The organism is Burkholderia thailandensis E264 (assembly GCF_000012365.1).
Classification (GTDB): Bacteria; Pseudomonadota; Gammaproteobacteria; order Burkholderiales; family Burkholderiaceae; genus Burkholderia; species Burkholderia thailandensis.
Genome location: NC_007651.1, coordinates 467,914 through 484,944 on the forward strand (window position 1 = coordinate 467,914; position 17,031 = coordinate 484,944).

Consider the following 17,031-nt stretch of genomic DNA (forward strand, 5'->3'; position numbering starts at 1 on the left):
GTGTGGCGAGTGCGCCGTCAATCCTTCGCGGTGCGCAGCGCGACAAAATTCGTCACGCGCCGCGCGCCCGCATCCTTCAGTTTGCGCGCGAGCGCATCGAGCGTCGCGCCCGACGTCATCACATCGTCGACGACGCCGATATGCCACCCCGCGACCGGGCGCGCGACGTCGAACGCCGCCGCGACGTTCGCGCGCCGCGCGTCGAGCGCAAGCCGCGACTGCGGCGCGGTGTCGGCCACGCGCGCGATGAGCGTCGCGTCGGCGCGCACCTTCAGCGCGCGTGCGAGCGGCCGCGCGATCGCCCACGCCTGGTTGTAGCCGCGTTCGGCGAGCCGGCGCCGCGCGAGCGGCACGGGCGCGATCACGTCGAGCGGCGGCGCGCCGTCGAGCGCGTCCGTCGCGAGCCGCGCGAGGCGCTCGCCGAATTCGCGGCCAAGCGCGAGCCGTGCGCGAAACTTCAGGTCGAGCGCGAGGCTGTCGAGCGGCGCGCGATAGTCGGCGAGCGCGAGCGTCGCGTCGAACCGCGGCGGCATCCTCGCGCATGCGCCGCAGCGGTAGCGCATCGCCCCGCGCGCGCCGGGCAGCGGCAGCGCGCAGCGCGGACAGCGCAGCCGCGCCTCATTCCAATAGGCGTCGTCGCAACAGTCGCAAATCGTCCTATGTGACAAATTGCCGCACAGTGCGCAGCGGTTCGGCAACGCGGCAGCGGAAAAGCGTGCCAGGACAATGCCCACGCGCGCCGCCGCCGCGCGTATGTTGCGGCGCAATATGGCCGGATTCGTCATTGCCGGGCTCCTGCGGAGGGCCGCTTCGCTGAATGGCGCGAAGCGAGCGAGTATACTTCGGGCTCTTCGCCAGTGTGCCCGACATGTCCCCAGCTTCCGCAAAAACCGGCCGTCCGGCCTACGATCCGCGGCGCTTGCGGCGGATCTTCGACCGCCGCGCCGCCGCGTTCGACGCCGTGTCGTTCCTGCCGCGCGAGATCGCGCAGCGGATGCGCGAGCGTCTCGACTACATCAAGGTGAATCCGTCGGGCGTGCTCGATGCGGGCTGCGGCACGGGCGACGACCTGCCGCTGTTGCGCGCGCGCTTTCCCGAGGCGCCCGTGTTCGGCGTCGACGCGTCGGGCGGGATGCTCGCGCGCGCGGCTGCGCGCGACACGGTCGAGACGAGCTGGCGCCGGTTCCTGCCCGCGACGCTCACGAAGGCGCTCGGCCACCGCGGGCCGCGCGTCGCGCAAGCCGACTTCTCCGCTTTGCCGTTCGCGAGCGATGCGTTCGATCTGCTCTGGTCCAACTTCGCTCTGCATTGGCACGCGCGTCCCGATCTCGTGTTTCCCGAATGGCACCGCGTGCTGCGTGTCGACGGGCTGCTGATGTTCAGCACGCTCGGCCCCGACACGCTGCGCGAGTTGCGCGCCGCGTGCGCGGACGCGGCCGCCGCGACGGGCGACACACGCGCCGTCGCGCGCGTGATTGACTTCGTCGACATGCACGACCTCGGCGACATGCTTGTCGAGAGCGGCTTCGAGATTCCGGTGATGGACCAGGAGACGCTGACCGTCACGTACAAGTCCGCCGGTTCGCTGCTCGCCGACGTGCGCCGTCTCGGCGCGTATCCGTTCGAGCGCGAAGCGTCGGGCCATGCGTCGCGCCGCCTGCACGCGGCGCTGCACGATGCGCTCGAGGCGCGCCGGCGCGACGACGGAACGATTCCGCTCACGTACGAAGTGATCTATGGGCATGCATGGAAGGCGGCGCCGCGCATGACGGCGGAGGGCTTCAGCATCGTGCGCGTGCAGGACATCGGCAAAGGGCGGCCGAAGCGTTCGTGACGCGGTAAAGAGGGGTTTCGTTATGCCGGAAATTAACGGCCGAGGAACGCTGGGAAAAGCCTCCTAAAACGGCCGGGAAGCTTGTCGCGCTTGGCTCGCCGGGCGATGGCCGTTTGCTTGTGGATGACTTTGAACCCGCCTATAATGCGACAGTTTGTCGTCCTGGGGGTCCTCACAATACAGGGCGGCCGGCCCGATGCGGGCAAGCATCAAACGCCATTCGCGAGAGGCAGCGATGGAAGCAGCGAACGGGTTGCACGACGCCGAGCCGGTCCTCGCGGACTGGCTGATGAAGCGCAACTGTTCGGTGTCTCCGCGCCAGTTCGTGGCGTTCTATGTGTCGCTCGCGGCGTTTTCGCTGTTGATCGCGGTCCTGTTGCTGTGGCGCGGAGCGTGGCTCGTGCTGCCTTTCACCGGGATCGAGTTGCTGGCGGTGGGCGTCGCGTTTGCCATCTACGCGCGCCATGCAGTCGATTACGAACGCATCCGGCTGTTTCCTCACCGGCTCGTCATCGAGCGGATGAGCGCGGAGCGGCTGACGCAGATCGAATTGAATCCGCGCTGGGTGCGGGTCGAGCCGGGTGCGTCGCCGCGCGATCCCATCAAGCTGGTGTCGCGCGGAGAGTCCGTCGTGGTCGGGCAGCACCTCGCGCAATACCGGCGCGCGCAGTTCGCGCGCGAGCTGCGCGCCTCGCTTTCGCGCTGCGGCTGAACGAGGCGGCGGGCGTGACGCGGGCGGCCTGCGACGGGGGAGGGTTTGAATGGAAATTTTGGGTAAGGAAGCTATGAAAACAATCAAGCGAGCCCTCACGGGCGTGCTGGCATGCAGCGGTTTGCTCTTGTCCGGCGCCGCTCTGGCGGTGGGCGACAGCCCGGGCGGCCCCCGCGTCAACGAGATCAATCTCCAGCAGCCCGTGACGAAGATCGCCGAGGAGCTCTACGACCTTCACACGATGATGCTGATCCTCTGCACGGTGATCTTCGTCGGCGTGTTCGGCGTGATGTTCTATTCGATCTTCGCGCACCGTAAGTCGAAAGGCCACAAGGCCGCCAATTTCCACGAAAGCACCACCGTCGAAATCATCTGGACGATCGTGCCGTTCATCATCGTCGTGCTGATGGCGCTGCCCGCCACGAAGGCCGTCGTCGCGATGAAGGACACGACGAACGCCGATCTCACGGTCAAGGTCACCGGCTACCAGTGGAAGTGGGGCTACGACTACGTGAAGGGCCCGGGCGAAGGCATCAGCTTCCTGTCCACGCTGTCGACGCCGCGCGCCGAAGTGAACGGCCAGCAGCCGATCAGCGACACCTATCTGCAGGAAGTCGATCACCCGCTCGTCGTGCCGGTCAACAAGAAGATCCGCGTGATCACGACCGCGAACGACGTCGTCCACTCGTGGTACGTGCCCGCGTTCGGCGTGAAGCAGGACGCGATTCCGGGCTTCGTGCGCGATACCTGGTTCAAGGCCGATAAGGTCGGCACCTACCGCGGCTTCTGCACGGAGCTCTGCGGCAAGGAGCACGCGTACATGCCGGTCGTCGTCGAGGTGCTGTCGGACGACGACTACGCGAAGTGGGTGAGCGCGCAGAAGGCGAAGCTCGCCGCGGGCGCGGTCGATCCGAACAAGGTATATACGCGCGCCGAACTGATGGCGCACGGCGAGGAAGTCTACAAGGCGAACTGCGCGGTGTGCCACCAGCCGAACGGCAAGGGCGTCGGCGCGTTCCCCGCGCTCGACGGCGGCAAGATCGTCAACGGCCCGATCGCGGGCCACCTCGAGCAGGTGCTCAAGGGCAAGGGCGCGATGCCGTCGTGGGCGTCGCTGTCGGATCTCGACATCGCGTCGGTGATCACGTACGAGCGCAACTCGTGGGGCAATCACAAGGGCGATTCGCTGCAGCCGAAGCAGGTGGCCGACGCGCGCAACGGCAAGCTGCCGGCTGACGCGCAGCAGGCGGACGGCGGCGCGGCGGCGCCGGCGGCGGATGCCTCGGGCGCGGCCGCGCAGACGCAGGCACGGACGCTGCCGGCGGCAATCTATTTCGAGACGGGCAAGAGCGAGCTGCCGGCGGACGCGAAGGACGCGATCGCCGCGGCGGCCGAATACGTGAAGGCGCATCCGGACGCGAAGCTCGCGTTGTCGGGCTTCACCGACAAGACGGGCTCGGCCGACGCGAACGCCGCACTGGCCAAGCGCCGCGCGCAGATCGTGCGCGATGCGCTGAAGACGGCCGGCGTTGCAGAGGACCGCATCATTCTGAAGAAGCCGGAAACGATCACGGGCGGGGCGGACGCGAAGGAAGCCCGGCGGGTCGAGATCGGCCCGGCGGCTTGACGTGTCGCTGTGTTTGTCGACGTATTCGCATTAGGAGATTCTCATGTCTAGCATCGGGCACGACGTAGCCGCGGGCCACGCGCACGACGACCACGCGCACGAAACCCCGCACGGCTGGCGGCGCTGGCTGTTCGCCACCAACCACAAGGATATCGGTACGCTGTACCTGCTGTTCTCGTTCATCATGTTCCTGTCGGGCGGCGTGATGGCGCTCGCGATTCGCGCCGAGCTGTTCGAGCCGGGCCTGCAGATCATGCGGCCCGAGTTCTTCAATCAGCTCACGACGATGCACGGCCTCATCATGGTGTTCGGCGCGATCATGCCGGCCTTCGTCGGCTTCGCGAACTGGATGATCCCGCTGCAGATCGGCGCGTCGGACATGGCGTTCGCGCGGATGAACAACTTCAGCTTCTGGCTGCTGCCGGTGGCTGCGGTGCTGCTTGTCGGCTCGTTCTTCGCGCCGGGCGGCGCGACGGCCGCCGGCTGGACGCTGTACGCGCCGCTGTCGACGCAGATGGGTCCGGGCATGGACTTCGCGATCTTCGCGGTGCACATCATGGGCGCGTCGTCGATCATGGGCGGGATCAACATCGTCGTGACGATCCTGAACATGCGCGCGCCGGGCATGACGCTGATGAAGATGCCGATGTTCGCGTGGACGTGGCTGATCACGGCCTATCTGCTGATCGCCGTGATGCCGGTTCTGGCGGGCGCGATCACGATGGTGCTGTTCGACCGCCACTTCGGCACGTCGTTCTTCAACGCGGCGGGCGGCGGCGATCCGGTGATGTACCAGCACATCTTCTGGTTCTTCGGCCACCCCGAGGTGTACATCATGATTCTGCCGGCGTTCGGGATCGTGTCGCAGGTGATCCCGGCGTTCTCGCGCAAGCCCCTGTTCGGCTACAGCTCGATGGTGTACGCGACGGCGTCGATCGCGATCCTGTCGTTCATGGTCTGGGCGCACCACATGTTCGTCACCGGCATGCCGGTGACGGGCCAGCTGTTCTTCATGTACGCGACGATGCTGATCGCGGTGCCGACGGGCGTGAAGGTGTTCAACTGGCTCGCGACGATGTGGCGCGGCTCGCTCACGTTCGAGACGCCGATGCTGTTCGCGATCGGCTTCCTGTTCGTGTTCACGATGGGCGGCTTCACGGGCCTGATGCTCGCGATGGCGCCGCTCGACATCCAGTACCACGGCACGTACTTCGTCGTCGCCCACTTCCACTACGTGCTCGTCGCGGGCTCGCTGTTCGCGCTCTTCGCCGGGTGGTATTACTGGGCGCCGAAGTGGACCGGCTGGATGTACAACGAGACGCGCGGGAAGATCCACTTCTGGGCGTCGATGATCTTCTTCAACATCACGTTCTTCCCGATGCACTTCGTCGGTCTCGCGGGCATGCCGCGCCGCTATGCGGACTACCCGGCGCAGTTCACCGATTTCAACCAGCTCGCGACGATCGGCGCATTCGGCTTCGGCCTCGCGCAGGTGTACTTCCTGTTCGCGATCGTGCTGCCCGCGTATCGCGGCGGCGGCGAGCTCGAGCGCGCATCCGACAAGCCGTGGGACGGCGCGACGGGCCTCGAGTGGACGGTGCCGAGCCCGGCTCCGTTCCACACGTTCGAGCATCCGCCGACGGTCGAATAATGGTTTGACGGCGTTCGCCGCCCGTGTCGCACGACGCGGGCGGCGCAAACCGGAACGAAAAAATTCGCATGACCCGGAATTCACAAAAAAGACGAACGTCCGCCGAGATTCGCGCGGGCAACAAGCGGCTGCTCTTGATCCTGCTCATCGTCGTCGCCGTTTTCTTTGTGGGTGCCGTCGTCCGGCAGTGGATTGCGTCCACGTCCTGACGCAGTATTGAGGAAGTCCAGATGTCGAAGTCCGACGCGAACGTCGATCGCGCGTTCAACCGGTCGATGCTCGTGAAGCTCATCGTCGTGGCGGGACTGATGTTCGGTTTCGGCTTCGCGCTGGTGCCGATGTACCGCGCGATCTGCCAGGTCACCGGCATCAATAACCTGCTGCAGCGCGACGTCAGCGAGCGGGAGGCGAAGAACACGCAGATCGATTACACCCGGACGGTGTCGATCGAGCTCGACGCGAACGCACGCGGGCCGCTCGGCTTCAAACCGCAGCGCAGCAGCATCGACGTGCATCCGGGCGAGTTGACGACGGTCGTGTACGAAGTGACGAACGGGCAGGGCAGGACGGTGGTCGCGCAGGCGATCCCGAGCTACGCGCCGAAGCAGGCCACCGAGTTCTTCAAGAAGATCGAGTGCTTCTGCTTCACGCAACAGACGCTCGCGGCGAACGAGACGCGCGACATGCCGGTCGTATTCGTGATCGATCCGAAGCTGCCGAAGGACGTGAAGACGATCACGCTGTCGTACACGTTCTTCGAGCTGAACACGCCCGCGCCAGCGGTGAAGGGCGCGGCGGGGCAGGCGGGCGGCGCCGCGGCGAAGCCCGCCGCGTGACATTGAGGAGGCGACGGTGGTGAGCGGAACGGGCAACAAGAGCACGTTCGTCCAGACGATCAAGGCGGTGATGTGGTCGTTCTTCGGCGTACGCAAGCGGCGCGATCTCGAAGCGGACGCGACGCAACTGAACCCGCTGCACGTGCTGATCGCCGCGCTGATCGGGGCGGCCGTGTTCGTCGGCGTGCTGATCCTGATCGTGCACGCGGTCGTCGGGTAGCGGGGCGGAATCGAGCGGGCGCGCCGCCGTGCGCGTTCGCGAGCGGAAACAAAGCGAGGCGGCGCCGCGCGCACCGCCGCAGAAATAAGCCGGATCGTTCCGGAACAAATTGGACTGAAGTGGAGAATCAAGCATGACCGGTCAAAACGAGAGCCCGTACTATTTCGTGCCGCACCCGTCGCAGCACCCGATCAGCGCGGCCATCGGCCTGCTGATCATGCTCGGCTCGTTCGCGCTGTGGGTGAACGGCGAGCCGTGGGCGCCTTACACGGCGCTCGTCGGTCTGCTGTGGCTGCTGTTCGTGCTGTATCACTGGTTCGGCGACGCGATCGCCGAGTCGGAAGGCGGGATGTACGGCAAGCGGGTCGACAAGTCGTACCGCTGGAGCATGAGCTGGTTCATCTTCTCCGAAGTGATGTTCTTCGGCGCGTTCTTCGGCGCGCTGTTCTATGCGCGCGAAATCGCGATGCACCAGCTCGGCAGCCTCGACTACAAGCTGATCTGGCCGGACTTTTCCGCCGTGTGGCCGAACGAAGGCCCGGGCGCGCTCGTCGGCCATTTCAAGACGATGGGCCCGTGGCCGATCCCGACCCTCAACACCGCGTTGCTGCTGTCGTCGGGCGCGACGCTGACGGTGTCGCATCACGCGCTGCGCGACGATCACCGCAAGAAGGCGATCGCGTGGCTTGCCGCGACGCTCGTGTTCGGCGTCTGCTTCCTGTTCCTGCAGGGCTTCGAATACTTCCACGCGTACAACGAGCTGAACCTGACGCTCGGCTCCGGCGTGTACGGCTCGACGTTCTTCCTGCTGACGGGCTTCCACGGCTTCCACGTGTTCCTGGGCGGCACGATGCTCGCGGTGGTGCTGGTGCGGATGATCCGCGGTCACTTCAAGCCGGATCACCACTTCGCATTCGAAGGCGCCGCGTGGTATTGGCACTTCGTCGACGTCGTCTGGCTCGGCCTGTACGTCGTCGTCTACTGGCTGTAACAACGAAAACGGCCCGCGCAGCGATGCGCGGGCCGTTTGCTTGGCTCCGTCGGCGCAGCGATGCGCGCCGAAAGGGCCGCAGGCCGACCGGTGCGCCGCCCCGACTTCGTCGGGCGGCGCTTTTGCTTGAAGGGGCGGCTCTCGTGCGGCGTTATGCCGCATCAGCGGCCGATCGGAATGCCGGTCGAATGGATCCAGCCCATCCAGTTCGCGAACAGGATGAACAGGAACAGCGAGATCGACAGCCCGACCCGCATCGCGAGCGACCAGACCATCCGCTTCGTATGGCCTCGGTCGTGCATCATGAAATACAGCGCCGACACCATGCTGGCGATGATGAGTACGAAGGCGATCGGAACGAGAATGTGCATGAAGCTAACCGGTAACCGGCAGTTGGAGGAAGAAAGGACCATTATCGCACTTCGGTCGGGCGATCGTCGCGCCCGGGGAGCGGCGCGATGAGAATTCGCTGGCTGCCTGCGCTGCTGATTCTCGCGGTGATCGCGATCACGGTGCGGCTCGGTTTCTGGCAGCGCGACCGCGCGCATCAGAAGGAGGCGCTCGACGCGCAGATCACGCGCTACGAGCGCGCAAACCCCGTCGACGTGCCGCGCGAGTCCGTCGCGCTGAAGGACATCGAGTTCCATCGCGTGCGCGCCACGGGGCGCTTCATGCCGGAGCTCGCGGTGTTCCTCGACAACCGGCCGTATAACGACCAGCCGGGCTTCTACGTCGTGATGCCGATGAAGCTCGCGAACGGCGGCTACGTGCTCGTGAACCGCGGCTGGCTGCCGCGCAATTACGCCGATCGCACCGCGATCGAGCCGTTCGAGACGCCCGCGGGCGACGTGACGGTCGAGGGCATTGCGCGCGGCAACGCGTCTCGCGCGTTCGAGCTCGGCGAGGGCGGGTCGGCCGCGCGCCAGAAGATCCGTCAGAATCTCGACGCCGCAGCGTATGCGCAGGAAACAGGGCTGCCGCTGCAGCCGTTCGTGATTCAGCAGACGAGCGACGACGGCGACAAGCTCGTGCGCGACTGGCCCGCGCCGACGACGGGCGTCGAGCGCAATTACGGTTACATGTTCCAGTGGTGGGGCATGGCGGCGGCCGCCGCCGGCTTCGGTCTGTATGCCGCGCGGCGCGCGGCGAAAAAGCAATCCGGCGACGCGTGAGCGCGGCGCAGGCGAGTCGCGCGGCGCCGCGCGACGTCCATCGTTTCAAGAGGTCTTTTTGGTGATGCAATCTTCCCGACCGACGCAGCCGCAACGCGGCCAGCAAGCGGCACCCGCGCAGCGCGGTTCATGGAAGCGCGGCCGCTGGGTGCTGCTCGCGCTCGCGCTCGTGTGCGCCGCGCCCGTGATCGCGTCGTATCTCACGTATTACGTGATCAAGCCGCGCGGCGGCACGACCAACTACGGCACGCTGATCGAGCCGCAGCGGCCGATTCCGTCCGATCTGAGCGTCGTCGACGAAACGGGCAAGACGATGCCGCTCGCATCGTTGCGCGGCGTATGGCTGTTCGTGATGGAGGACAGCGGCGCGTGCGGCGACGCGTGCGCGAAGAAGCTCTACTTCATGCGCCAGGTGCGCGCGACGCAGGCGGGCGAGCGGCACCGGATCACGATGGTGTGGCTCAAGAGCGACGCGGCGAACGTGCCGGCGGCCATCGCCGACGCCTATCCGGACACGCTCAAGCTGCGCGCCGATCCGGCCGCGGTCGCCGCATGGCTGCCCGCCGACGCGGGTACGCAGGTGACCGATCACCTGTATCTCGTCGACCCGAACGGCAACCTGATGATGCGTTTCCCGAAGAATCCCGATCCGAGCAAGATCAAGCAGGATGTGACGAAGCTCCTGAAGTGGTCGAGCATCGGTTGAGCGCCGGCTGCGACCGGCGATAAAGGGTAAGAGAGAAACTCGGATGTATCTACTGCAACTCGGCCTGATCGGCCTCTGCATCGCGCTGCTGCCGCTGTCGTACGTGTGGGTGAAGGCGGACGACGACAAGTTCCGCAAGCTCGTCTGGATCACGACGTTCCTCACGCTCGATCTCGTGATGTTCGGCGGCTTCACGCGCCTGACCGATTCCGGCCTCGGCTGCCCGGACTGGCCGGGGTGCTACGGCACGTCGTCGCCGTTCATCGCGCACGCGGCGATCACGGCCGCCCATCAGGCAATGCCCACCGGCCCCGTCAGCATGACGAAGGCATGGATCGAGATGATCCACCGCTATTTCGCGATGGCGATCGGCGTGCTGATCATCGCGCAGACGGTGATCGCTTGGGCCGCGCGGCTGCGCCGCAAGCCGCTTCACGTATCGCCGTGGTGGCCGACGAGCCTGTTGCTGCTCATTCTCGTGCAGGGCGCGTTCGGCGCGTGGACCGTGACGATGAAGCTGCAGCCGGTGATCGTCACGATCCACCTGCTGCTCGGCCTGACGCTGCTCGGCACGCTCGGCTGGCTCGCCGCGCGGCAGACGCCGCTGCCCGCGCACGAGCCCGACGCGGGCCGCTACCGCGCGGCGGCGCTCGCGGCGCTCGTGCTGCTCGTCGCGCAGATCGCGCTTGGCGGCTGGGTCAGCACCAACTACGCGGTGCTCGCCTGCACCGATTTCCCGACCTGCAACGGCGCGTGGATTCCGCCGATGGATTTCCGCAACGGCTTCCATTTGTGGCGCGCGCTCGGGATGACGAACGACGGCGAGGCGATCACGCAGGACGCGCTCGTCGCGATCCACTGGACGCACCGGACGTTCGCGTTCGTGGTCGTCGCGTATCTGATCGCGTTCGCGCTGAAGATGCGCCGCTTCGCGTCGCTGCGGCGGCCGGCGAACGGCGTGCTGGCTGTCGTCGTGCTGCAGTTCGTCACGGGGTTGACGAATATCGTGCTGCAATGGCCATTGCCCGTCGCCGTCGCGCACAACGGGGGCGCCGCGATCCTGTTGCTCCTCGTCGTCATGCTAAACTTTCGCATCCTTTCAAGCCGTCCCGGCCGCGTCGCGCAACCCGCGCACGACGCCGCGCCCGCGTGACGTTGACCGTACATGGACACGACACTTTCCCATACGCCCGGTAGCCGCCTCTCCCAGTATCTGGCGCTGACGAAGCCTCGCGTCACGCAGCTCGCCGTATTCTGCGCGGTGATCGGGATGTTCCTCGCGACGCCGGGCATGGTGCCGTGGAAAGTGCTGCTCGGCGGCACGGTCGGCATCGGGCTGCTCGCGGGCTCCGCGTTCGCGATCAATTGCCTCGTCGAGCAGAAGATCGACGCGATGATGCGGCGCACCGCGTGGCGTCCGTCCGCGCGCGGCGAGATCACGACCTTGCAGATCCTCGCGTTCTCGACCGTGCTGGGCGGGCTCGGCGCGTGGACGCTCTACACGTTCACGAATCCGCTGACGATGTGGCTGACGATCGCGACGTTCGTCGGCTACGCGGTGATCTACACGCTGCTGCTCAAGCCGATGACGCCGCAGAACATCGTGATCGGCGGCGCGTCGGGCGCGATGCCGCCCGCGCTCGGCTGGGCGGCCGTCACGGGCGCGGTGCCGGGCGATGCATGGATTCTCGTGTTGATCATCTTCGTGTGGACGCCGCCGCATTTCTGGGTGCTCGCGCTCTATCGCCGCAAGGACTACGAGAACGCCGGCCTGCCGATGCTGCCCGTCACGCACGGCGAGCAGTTCACGCGGCTGCACATCCTGCTGTACACGGTGATCCTGTTCGCCGTCACGATGATGCCGTTCATCTCCGGGATGAGCGGGGCCGTCTACCTGACGAGCGCGGTGCTGCTCGGCGCGATCTTCCTCGCGTACGCGTGGAAGATCTATCGCGATTACTCGGATGCGCTCGCGCGCCGCGCGTTCCGCTATTCGATCGTCTATCTGTCGCTGCTGTTCGCTGCGCTTTTGGTTGACCACTACGCACGTCCCGTGATCGGGATGTAACTCCAACGGTTCGATTCCGATGATCAAAACCCTGTTTGCACGCCGCCGCGCGCAGCGCGGCTGGCTGTTCGCCTGCGCACTCGCGGGCGCGATGCTGATTGCGGGCTGCAACCGGCAGCCGGCGTTCCAGAATCTCGACATCACCGGCAACTCGCAGTTCGCGAGCGACTTCGCGCTGCCGGACACGACGGGCAAGATCCGCACGCTCGGCGAATTCAAGGGCAAGGCGGTCGTCGTGTTCTTCGGCTATACGCACTGCCCGGACGTGTGCCCGACGACGATGGCGGAGCTGTCGCAGGCGCTGCAGCAGCTCGGCCCGGACGGCAAGCGCGTGCAGGTGCTGTTCGTCACCGTCGATCCGGAGCGCGACACCGCGGCGATCCTCGGCCAGTACGTGCCCGCGTTCAATCCGACGTTCGTCGGCCTGCGGCCCGCCGACGAAGCGCAACTGAAGAAGGTGACGAAGGACTTCCGCGTCTACTACGCGAAGGTGCCGGGCAAGACGCCCGGCAGCTATACGATGGACCACACCGCCGCGAGCTACGTGTTCGACCCGAGCGGCAAGCTGCGCCTGTTCGTGCGCGACGGCCAGGGGCCGGGGCCGTGGGTTCACGATCTGAAGCTGCTGCTCGACTGACGCCGCCGCGCGCGGCCGCGCGCCGTTGCGACACGCACCCCGAAGCGCCGGACGTTTGTCCGGCCTTCGGGGTGTTTTTCATTACGGCAGCGCCGGCAGATTGACGCCCGGCGCGATGCGCGTCGTCTTGAATTCGGTCACCGTGTACGTGACGAGCCCCTCGGTGACGAACGGATCGGTCTCGAGGATCGCATCGAGCCGGTCGCGCTCGATGCGCACCGCGAGGATCACGCCGCCGTCACGCGGCACCTTCGGCCCGCACGCGACGAACACGCCGGCGTCGAAATGGCGTTGCAGATACGCGCGGTGGCGTTCGAGCGCGTCGTCGATGCGCTCGAGCGGCGCGGTGTAGCGGATGTCGATCACGTACATGGAGGCCTCGTCGGAATGCGGGCCGCGACGCCGTGCCGCAGCCAAGCCGCTCTTGTAGCACAGACGTCGCCGTCGCGTTTCCATTCAAGTTGTAAGCTGGCGTGCCGTAAATAGCGACAGCGATCGTTCGCGGCCGGGGCCGCGGCGCGGACGGCGCGCGACGAACACGACACGGGAACGCACACACGATGAACAGAATGAGCTTGAATCGCAAGCTGTGGCTGGCGCTTGCGCTCGTATGGGTCGGATTGCTGGGGGTAGGCGCGTGGAGCGCGTTCGAGACGCGCACGACGATGCTCGCCGAGCGCAAGGAAGGCATGGCGAATCTCGTCGATTCGGCGGCGGGCGTCGTGAAGGCGTACTACGCGCTCGCGCAGAGCGGCAAGATGAGCGACGAGGATGCGCGCCGCGAAGCGCTCGAGCGCCTCGCGGCGATGCGCTACGGTGATTCCGGCTACTTGTTCGTGATGGACTCGAAGCCCGTCGTGCTGATGCATCCGACGCTGCCCAAGCTCGTCGGCACGCAGGTCGGCGATTATCTCGATCCGGACGGCAAGCGGCTTTTCGTCACGATCCTGAACGCGGCGAAGGAGAGCGGGCACGGCTTCGCCGAATATCGCGGGCGGCTGCCGCACAGCGAGACCGCGGTGCCGAAGATCAGCTACGTGACGCGCTTCGCGCCTTGGGACTGGAACATCTCGAGCGGCGTGTTCCTGAAGGACATCGATACCGTCTACTACGAGACGCTCGTCAGCCACCTCGCGGTGGTGTTCGTGATCGGCCTCGTGATCACGGCGGCGATGCTCGTCATCATCCGCAACGTGCGCGCGAGCCTGGGCGGCGAGCCGGACGAAGCGGCGTCGCTCGCCGCGCGGATCGCGGCGGGCGACCTGACGCGGCCCGTCGCGGTGCGCGCGGGCGACAGGACGAGCATGATGGCCGCGATGCGCGACATGCAGGGCCGCCTGCAGTCGACGATCGGCGGCATCCGCCGGGCGGCCGAATCGATCGCGGCCGCGAGCCACGAGATCGCGTCGGGCAACCACGATCTGTCGCAGCGCACCGAGCAGCAGGCCGCGTCGCTCGAGGAGACCGCGGCGAGCATGGAAGAGCTGACGGCCACCGTCAAGCAGAACGCCGAGAACGCGCGGCAGGCGAGCGGGCTCGCGAACAACGCGTCCGAGATCGCGTTGAAGGGCAACGATGTCGTGAGCCGCGTGATCGGCACGATGGGCGAGATCAACGACAGCTCGCAGAAGATTGCCGACATCATCGGCGTGATCGACGGCATCGCGTTCCAGACCAACATCCTCGCGCTGAACGCGGCCGTCGAGGCGGCGCGCGCGGGCGAGCAGGGCCGCGGCTTCGCGGTCGTCGCGGGCGAGGTGCGCTCGCTCGCGCAGCGCAGCGCGACGGCGGCGAAGGAGATCAAGCAACTGATCGACGCGTCGGTGGAGCGCGTGAACAACGGCTCGGCGCTCGTCGGCCAGGCGGGCGAGACGATGACCGAGATCCTGCAGGCGGTGCGGCGCGTGACCGACATCATGGGCGAGATCGCGGCCGCGTCCGAGGAGCAGTCGAGCGGGATCTCGCAAGTCGGCCGCGCGGTCACGCAGATGGACGAAATGACGCAGCAGAACGCGGCGCTCGTCGAGGAGGCGGCCGCCGCCGCGTCGTCGCTCCAGGAGCAGGCGGCGCGGCTGCGCGAATCGGTGAGCGCGTTCCAGGTCGGCGACGGCGCGGCTGACGGCGGTACGGCGGCGGGCGCGGCGGCGAGCGGCGGCCCGAATGCGGCCGCTTCGTCCGGGCGCGTCGAGCCGGCGCTCGCATGACGCATTCCCATACCTATATGAGCGGGATGTATTTCACAGCCTTGCGATCTTGTGACACCATCTGCGCTTTCGTCAGCGCGGCCCGGCCGGTCAGGCCGTCGCGCCCCCTTTATCGAGCCTGGATGGTTCTGCAAGCAAGCGAGAAATAGATGAAGCGTCGCACTCTCCTGAAAGTTGTCTCCGCGGTCGCGGCCGGCGCCGCCGCCCTTTCCGTTTCCGTCGGCGCGCAAGCGCAGGACAAGGTGATCAAGGTGGGCACGGTCGCTGGCCCCGACGCGCAGGTCTGGCAAGTCGTCCAGAAGGTCGCGAAGGAAAAGCAGGGCCTCAACGTGAAGGTCATCGAGTTCAACGACTACGTGCAGCCGAACGCGGCGCTCGACGCGGGCGACCTCGACGCGAACAGCTTCCAGCATCAGCCGTACCTCGACAGCCAGGTGAAGCAGCGCGGATACAAGATCGTGAGCGCGGGCCTCACGTACATCTCGCCGATCGGCGTCTATTCGAAGAAGTTCAAGTCGCTGAAGGATCTGCCGGCGGGCGCGAAGGTCGCGCTGCCGAACGATCCGTCGAACGAGAACCGCGCGCTGCTGCTGCTGCAGACGCAGGGCGTGATCAAGCTGAAGGCGGGCGCCGGCACGGGCGGCAACAACGCGACCGTGCTCGACGTCGCCGAGAATCCGAAGAAGCTGAAGCTGACCGAGCTCGACGCCGCGCAATTGCCGCGCGTGCTGTCGGACGTCGACGCGGCCGTGATCAACACGAACTACGCGCTCGCCGCGAACCTGCAGCCGACCAAGGACGCGATCGCGCTCGAATCGCTGACGAGCCCGTACGCGAACCTGATCGCGGTCCGCGCGAAGGACAAGGATCAGCCGTGGGTGAGGAAGCTCGTGAAGGCGTACCAGTCGCCGGAAGTGAAGGAGTTCATCGCGAAGCAGTTCAAGGGCTCGATGGTCGCGTCGTTCTGAGCGCCGCCCGGTTCGGCTCGAATCGCAGGAGGGAAGGCCCGCGCATCGCGCGGGCCTTTTTGTTTTCGGCCGCGCATCGGGCGGATCGCCGGCGCGGCGCTCTCGGTACTGTCCCGAAATATTGAATAGTCTGGGGAAATGGTATCCTCAGACGCTTGCCGCCGCGCCCGTTCCGGCGCGGCCGCGCGGGCCGCGCACGTTCCGGGGAGCGCGGCCCGACCACCATTCAGAACCGGGGGAGACAGACAAATGAAGCGATTCAAGATCGTGGCCGCTCATTCGATTGCGGCGGGCGTCGCGGCATTCGCGATGCTGGGCGCCGGCGCTGCGTACGCGCAGACCGTCAAGGTGCTGTCGATCGTCGATCATCCGGCGCTCGACGCGATCCGCGACGGCGTGCGCGCGGAACTGAAGGCCGAAGGCTACGGCGACGACAAGCTCAAGTGGGAATATCAGAGCGCGCAGGGTAATACCGGCACCGCCGCGCAGATCGCGCGCAAGTTCATCGGCGACCGTCCGGACGTGATCGTCGCGATCGCGACGCCCGCCGCGCAGGCCGTCGTCGCGTCGACGAAGAGCGTGCCCGTCGTCTATTCGGGCGTGACCGATCCCGTCGCCGCGCAACTCGTCAAGGGCTGGGGGCCGACGGGCACCAACGTGACGGGCGTGTCCGACAAGCTGCCGCTCGACCGGCAGGTCGCGCTCATCAAGCGCGTGGTGCCGAAGGCGAAGACGGTCGGGATGGTCTACAACCCGGGCGAGGCGAACTCGGTCGTCGTCGTGACGGCGCTGAAGGAGATCCTCGCGAAGCAGGGGATGACGCTCAAGGAAGCGGCCGCGCCGCGCACCGTCGACATCGCGCCCGCCGCGAAGAGCCTGATCGGCAAGGTGGACGTGATCTACACGAACACCGACAACAACGTCGTGTCCGCATACGAATCGCTCGTGAAGGTCGCGAACGAGGCGAAGATTCCGCTCGTCGCGGGCGACACCGACAGCGTGAAGCGCGGCGGCATCGCGGCGCTCGGCATCAATTACGGCGACCTCGGCCGGCAGACGGGCAAGATCGTCGCGAGGATACTGAAGGGCGAGAAGCCGGGTGCGATCGCATCGCAGACGAGCAGCAATCTCGAGTTGTTCGTGAACACCGATGCGGCCGCGAAGCAGGGCGTGACGCTTTCGCCCGATCTCGTCAAAGAGGCGAAGACGGTCATCAAGTAACGCAGGCGCAGGCGGACGGCGCATCGGGCGAGCGGCTCGTTCGGCGGGCCGCGGGCCGGTCTCGCCGGGCGCCGGGCGCCGGTAGGCCGGGCGCCGACACGCTTGGCCGTGTTTGGCTTCGGCGCTCCGCGACGCGTGGCGCGACAGGCGCCGCGCGCGCCCGGGGCGAGTCAAGCCCGGCCCG

General features: G+C 66.8%; 20 protein-coding genes. 17 read left to right on the plus strand and 3 right to left on the minus strand.

Annotation, left to right across the window (positions count from 1 at the left end; genetic code table 11):
• Window positions 1-17 precede the first annotated feature (17 nt).
• A complete protein-coding gene (locus tag BTH_RS14330) occupies window positions 18-785 on the minus strand; it encodes a ComF family protein (RefSeq protein ID WP_009893161.1) in 768 nt (255 codons plus the stop codon).
• An 83-nt stretch (window positions 786-868) separates the two neighbouring features.
• Here BTH_RS14330 and BTH_RS14335 point away from each other — a divergent pair, with 83 nt between their 5' ends.
• The 8 genes from BTH_RS14335 (at window position 869) to BTH_RS14370 (ending at window position 7,871) form a co-directional block, all read left to right on the plus strand.
• Window positions 869-1,834 (plus strand): methyltransferase domain-containing protein, encoded by a 966-nt coding sequence (locus BTH_RS14335; protein ID WP_025988551.1) that lies wholly within the window; start codon window positions 869-871, stop codon window positions 1,832-1,834.
• Between the two features lie 235 nt (window positions 1,835-2,069).
• A complete protein-coding gene (locus tag BTH_RS14340) occupies window positions 2,070-2,546 on the plus strand; it encodes a DUF2244 domain-containing protein (protein ID WP_009893159.1) in 477 nt (158 codons plus the stop codon).
• 49 nt (window positions 2,547-2,595) lie between these two features.
• Window positions 2,596-4,173 (plus strand): cytochrome c oxidase subunit II, encoded by a 1,578-nt coding sequence (coxB, locus tag BTH_RS14345; protein ID WP_011401767.1) that lies wholly within the window; start codon window positions 2,596-2,598, stop codon window positions 4,171-4,173.
• Between the two features lie 43 nt (window positions 4,174-4,216).
• A complete protein-coding gene (gene ctaD / locus BTH_RS14350) occupies window positions 4,217-5,824 on the plus strand; it encodes a cytochrome c oxidase subunit I (RefSeq protein WP_009893155.1) in 1,608 nt (535 codons plus the stop codon).
• A 68-nt stretch (window positions 5,825-5,892) separates the two neighbouring features.
• A complete protein-coding gene (locus BTH_RS14355) occupies window positions 5,893-6,033 on the plus strand; it encodes a cytochrome oxidase small assembly protein (RefSeq protein ID WP_009908417.1) in 141 nt (46 codons plus the stop codon).
• A gap of 21 nt (window positions 6,034-6,054) precedes the next feature.
• On the plus strand, window positions 6,055-6,660 hold the full coding sequence (locus BTH_RS14360; protein WP_009893152.1) for a cytochrome c oxidase assembly protein: 606 nt from the start codon (window positions 6,055-6,057) through the stop codon (window positions 6,658-6,660).
• A gap of 16 nt (window positions 6,661-6,676) precedes the next feature.
• Window positions 6,677-6,880: a DUF2970 domain-containing protein gene (locus BTH_RS14365; RefSeq protein WP_009893150.1), complete on the plus strand. Its 204-nt coding sequence runs from the start codon at window positions 6,677-6,679 to the stop codon at window positions 6,878-6,880.
• Between the two features lie 133 nt (window positions 6,881-7,013).
• Window positions 7,014-7,871, plus strand: a complete 858-nt coding sequence (locus BTH_RS14370; RefSeq protein WP_009893148.1) for a cytochrome c oxidase subunit 3 — start codon at window positions 7,014-7,016, stop codon at window positions 7,869-7,871.
• A 161-nt stretch (window positions 7,872-8,032) separates the two neighbouring features.
• On the opposite strand, the gene BTH_RS14375 is transcribed toward BTH_RS14370, so the two are convergent.
• A complete protein-coding gene (locus tag BTH_RS14375) occupies window positions 8,033-8,242 on the minus strand; it encodes a twin transmembrane helix small protein (protein WP_004200193.1) in 210 nt (69 codons plus the stop codon).
• A gap of 87 nt (window positions 8,243-8,329) precedes the next feature.
• Here BTH_RS14375 and BTH_RS14380 point away from each other — a divergent pair, with 87 nt between their 5' ends.
• The 5 genes from BTH_RS14380 (at window position 8,330) to BTH_RS14400 (ending at window position 12,454) form a co-directional block, all read left to right on the plus strand.
• The gene (locus BTH_RS14380; RefSeq protein WP_009893146.1) at window positions 8,330-9,043 is read left to right on the plus strand and encodes an SURF1 family protein; all 714 of its coding nucleotides are present in this window, start codon (window positions 8,330-8,332) and stop codon (window positions 9,041-9,043) included.
• A 64-nt stretch (window positions 9,044-9,107) separates the two neighbouring features.
• The gene (locus BTH_RS14385) at window positions 9,108-9,749 is read left to right on the plus strand and encodes an SCO family protein (protein ID WP_025369622.1); all 642 of its coding nucleotides are present in this window, start codon (window positions 9,108-9,110) and stop codon (window positions 9,747-9,749) included.
• A 43-nt stretch (window positions 9,750-9,792) separates the two neighbouring features.
• Window positions 9,793-10,902 (plus strand): COX15/CtaA family protein, encoded by a 1,110-nt coding sequence (locus BTH_RS14390; protein ID WP_009893143.1) that lies wholly within the window; start codon window positions 9,793-9,795, stop codon window positions 10,900-10,902.
• Between the two features lie 12 nt (window positions 10,903-10,914).
• Window positions 10,915-11,817 carry a heme o synthase gene (gene cyoE, locus BTH_RS14395; RefSeq protein ID WP_009893141.1) on the plus strand — a complete coding sequence of 301 codons (903 nt, stop codon included), beginning with the start codon at window positions 10,915-10,917 and terminating at the stop codon, window positions 11,815-11,817.
• Between the two features lie 19 nt (window positions 11,818-11,836).
• Entirely contained in the window at window positions 11,837-12,454 is a 618-nt protein-coding gene (locus BTH_RS14400; RefSeq protein ID WP_009893139.1) for an SCO family protein, read from the plus strand.
• A gap of 81 nt (window positions 12,455-12,535) precedes the next feature.
• On the opposite strand, the gene BTH_RS14405 is transcribed toward BTH_RS14400, so the two are convergent.
• Complete coding sequence (locus BTH_RS14405; RefSeq protein ID WP_009893137.1) at window positions 12,536-12,826, minus strand: YciI family protein; 291 nt, start codon at window positions 12,824-12,826, stop codon at window positions 12,536-12,538.
• Between the two features lie 188 nt (window positions 12,827-13,014).
• Between BTH_RS14405 and BTH_RS14410 the strand changes: the two genes are divergently transcribed.
• From BTH_RS14410 to BTH_RS14420, 4 genes are all read left to right on the plus strand, one after another.
• On the plus strand, window positions 13,015-14,658 hold the full coding sequence (locus tag BTH_RS14410; protein ID WP_025404064.1) for a methyl-accepting chemotaxis protein: 1,644 nt from the start codon (window positions 13,015-13,017) through the stop codon (window positions 14,656-14,658).
• Window positions 14,655-14,807: a hypothetical protein gene (locus tag BTH_RS30995; protein ID WP_009902676.1), complete on the plus strand. Its 153-nt coding sequence runs from the start codon at window positions 14,655-14,657 to the stop codon at window positions 14,805-14,807. The genes BTH_RS14410 and BTH_RS30995 overlap by 4 nt, the downstream gene beginning before the upstream one ends.
• A complete protein-coding gene (locus tag BTH_RS14415) occupies window positions 14,808-15,626 on the plus strand; it encodes a MetQ/NlpA family ABC transporter substrate-binding protein (protein ID WP_009893132.1) in 819 nt (272 codons plus the stop codon).
• Window positions 15,627-15,875: 249 nt separating this feature from the next.
• Window positions 15,876-16,847 carry an ABC transporter substrate-binding protein gene (locus BTH_RS14420; protein ID WP_009893131.1) on the plus strand — a complete coding sequence of 324 codons (972 nt, stop codon included), beginning with the start codon at window positions 15,876-15,878 and terminating at the stop codon, window positions 16,845-16,847.
• Window positions 16,848-17,031 lie beyond the last annotated feature (184 nt).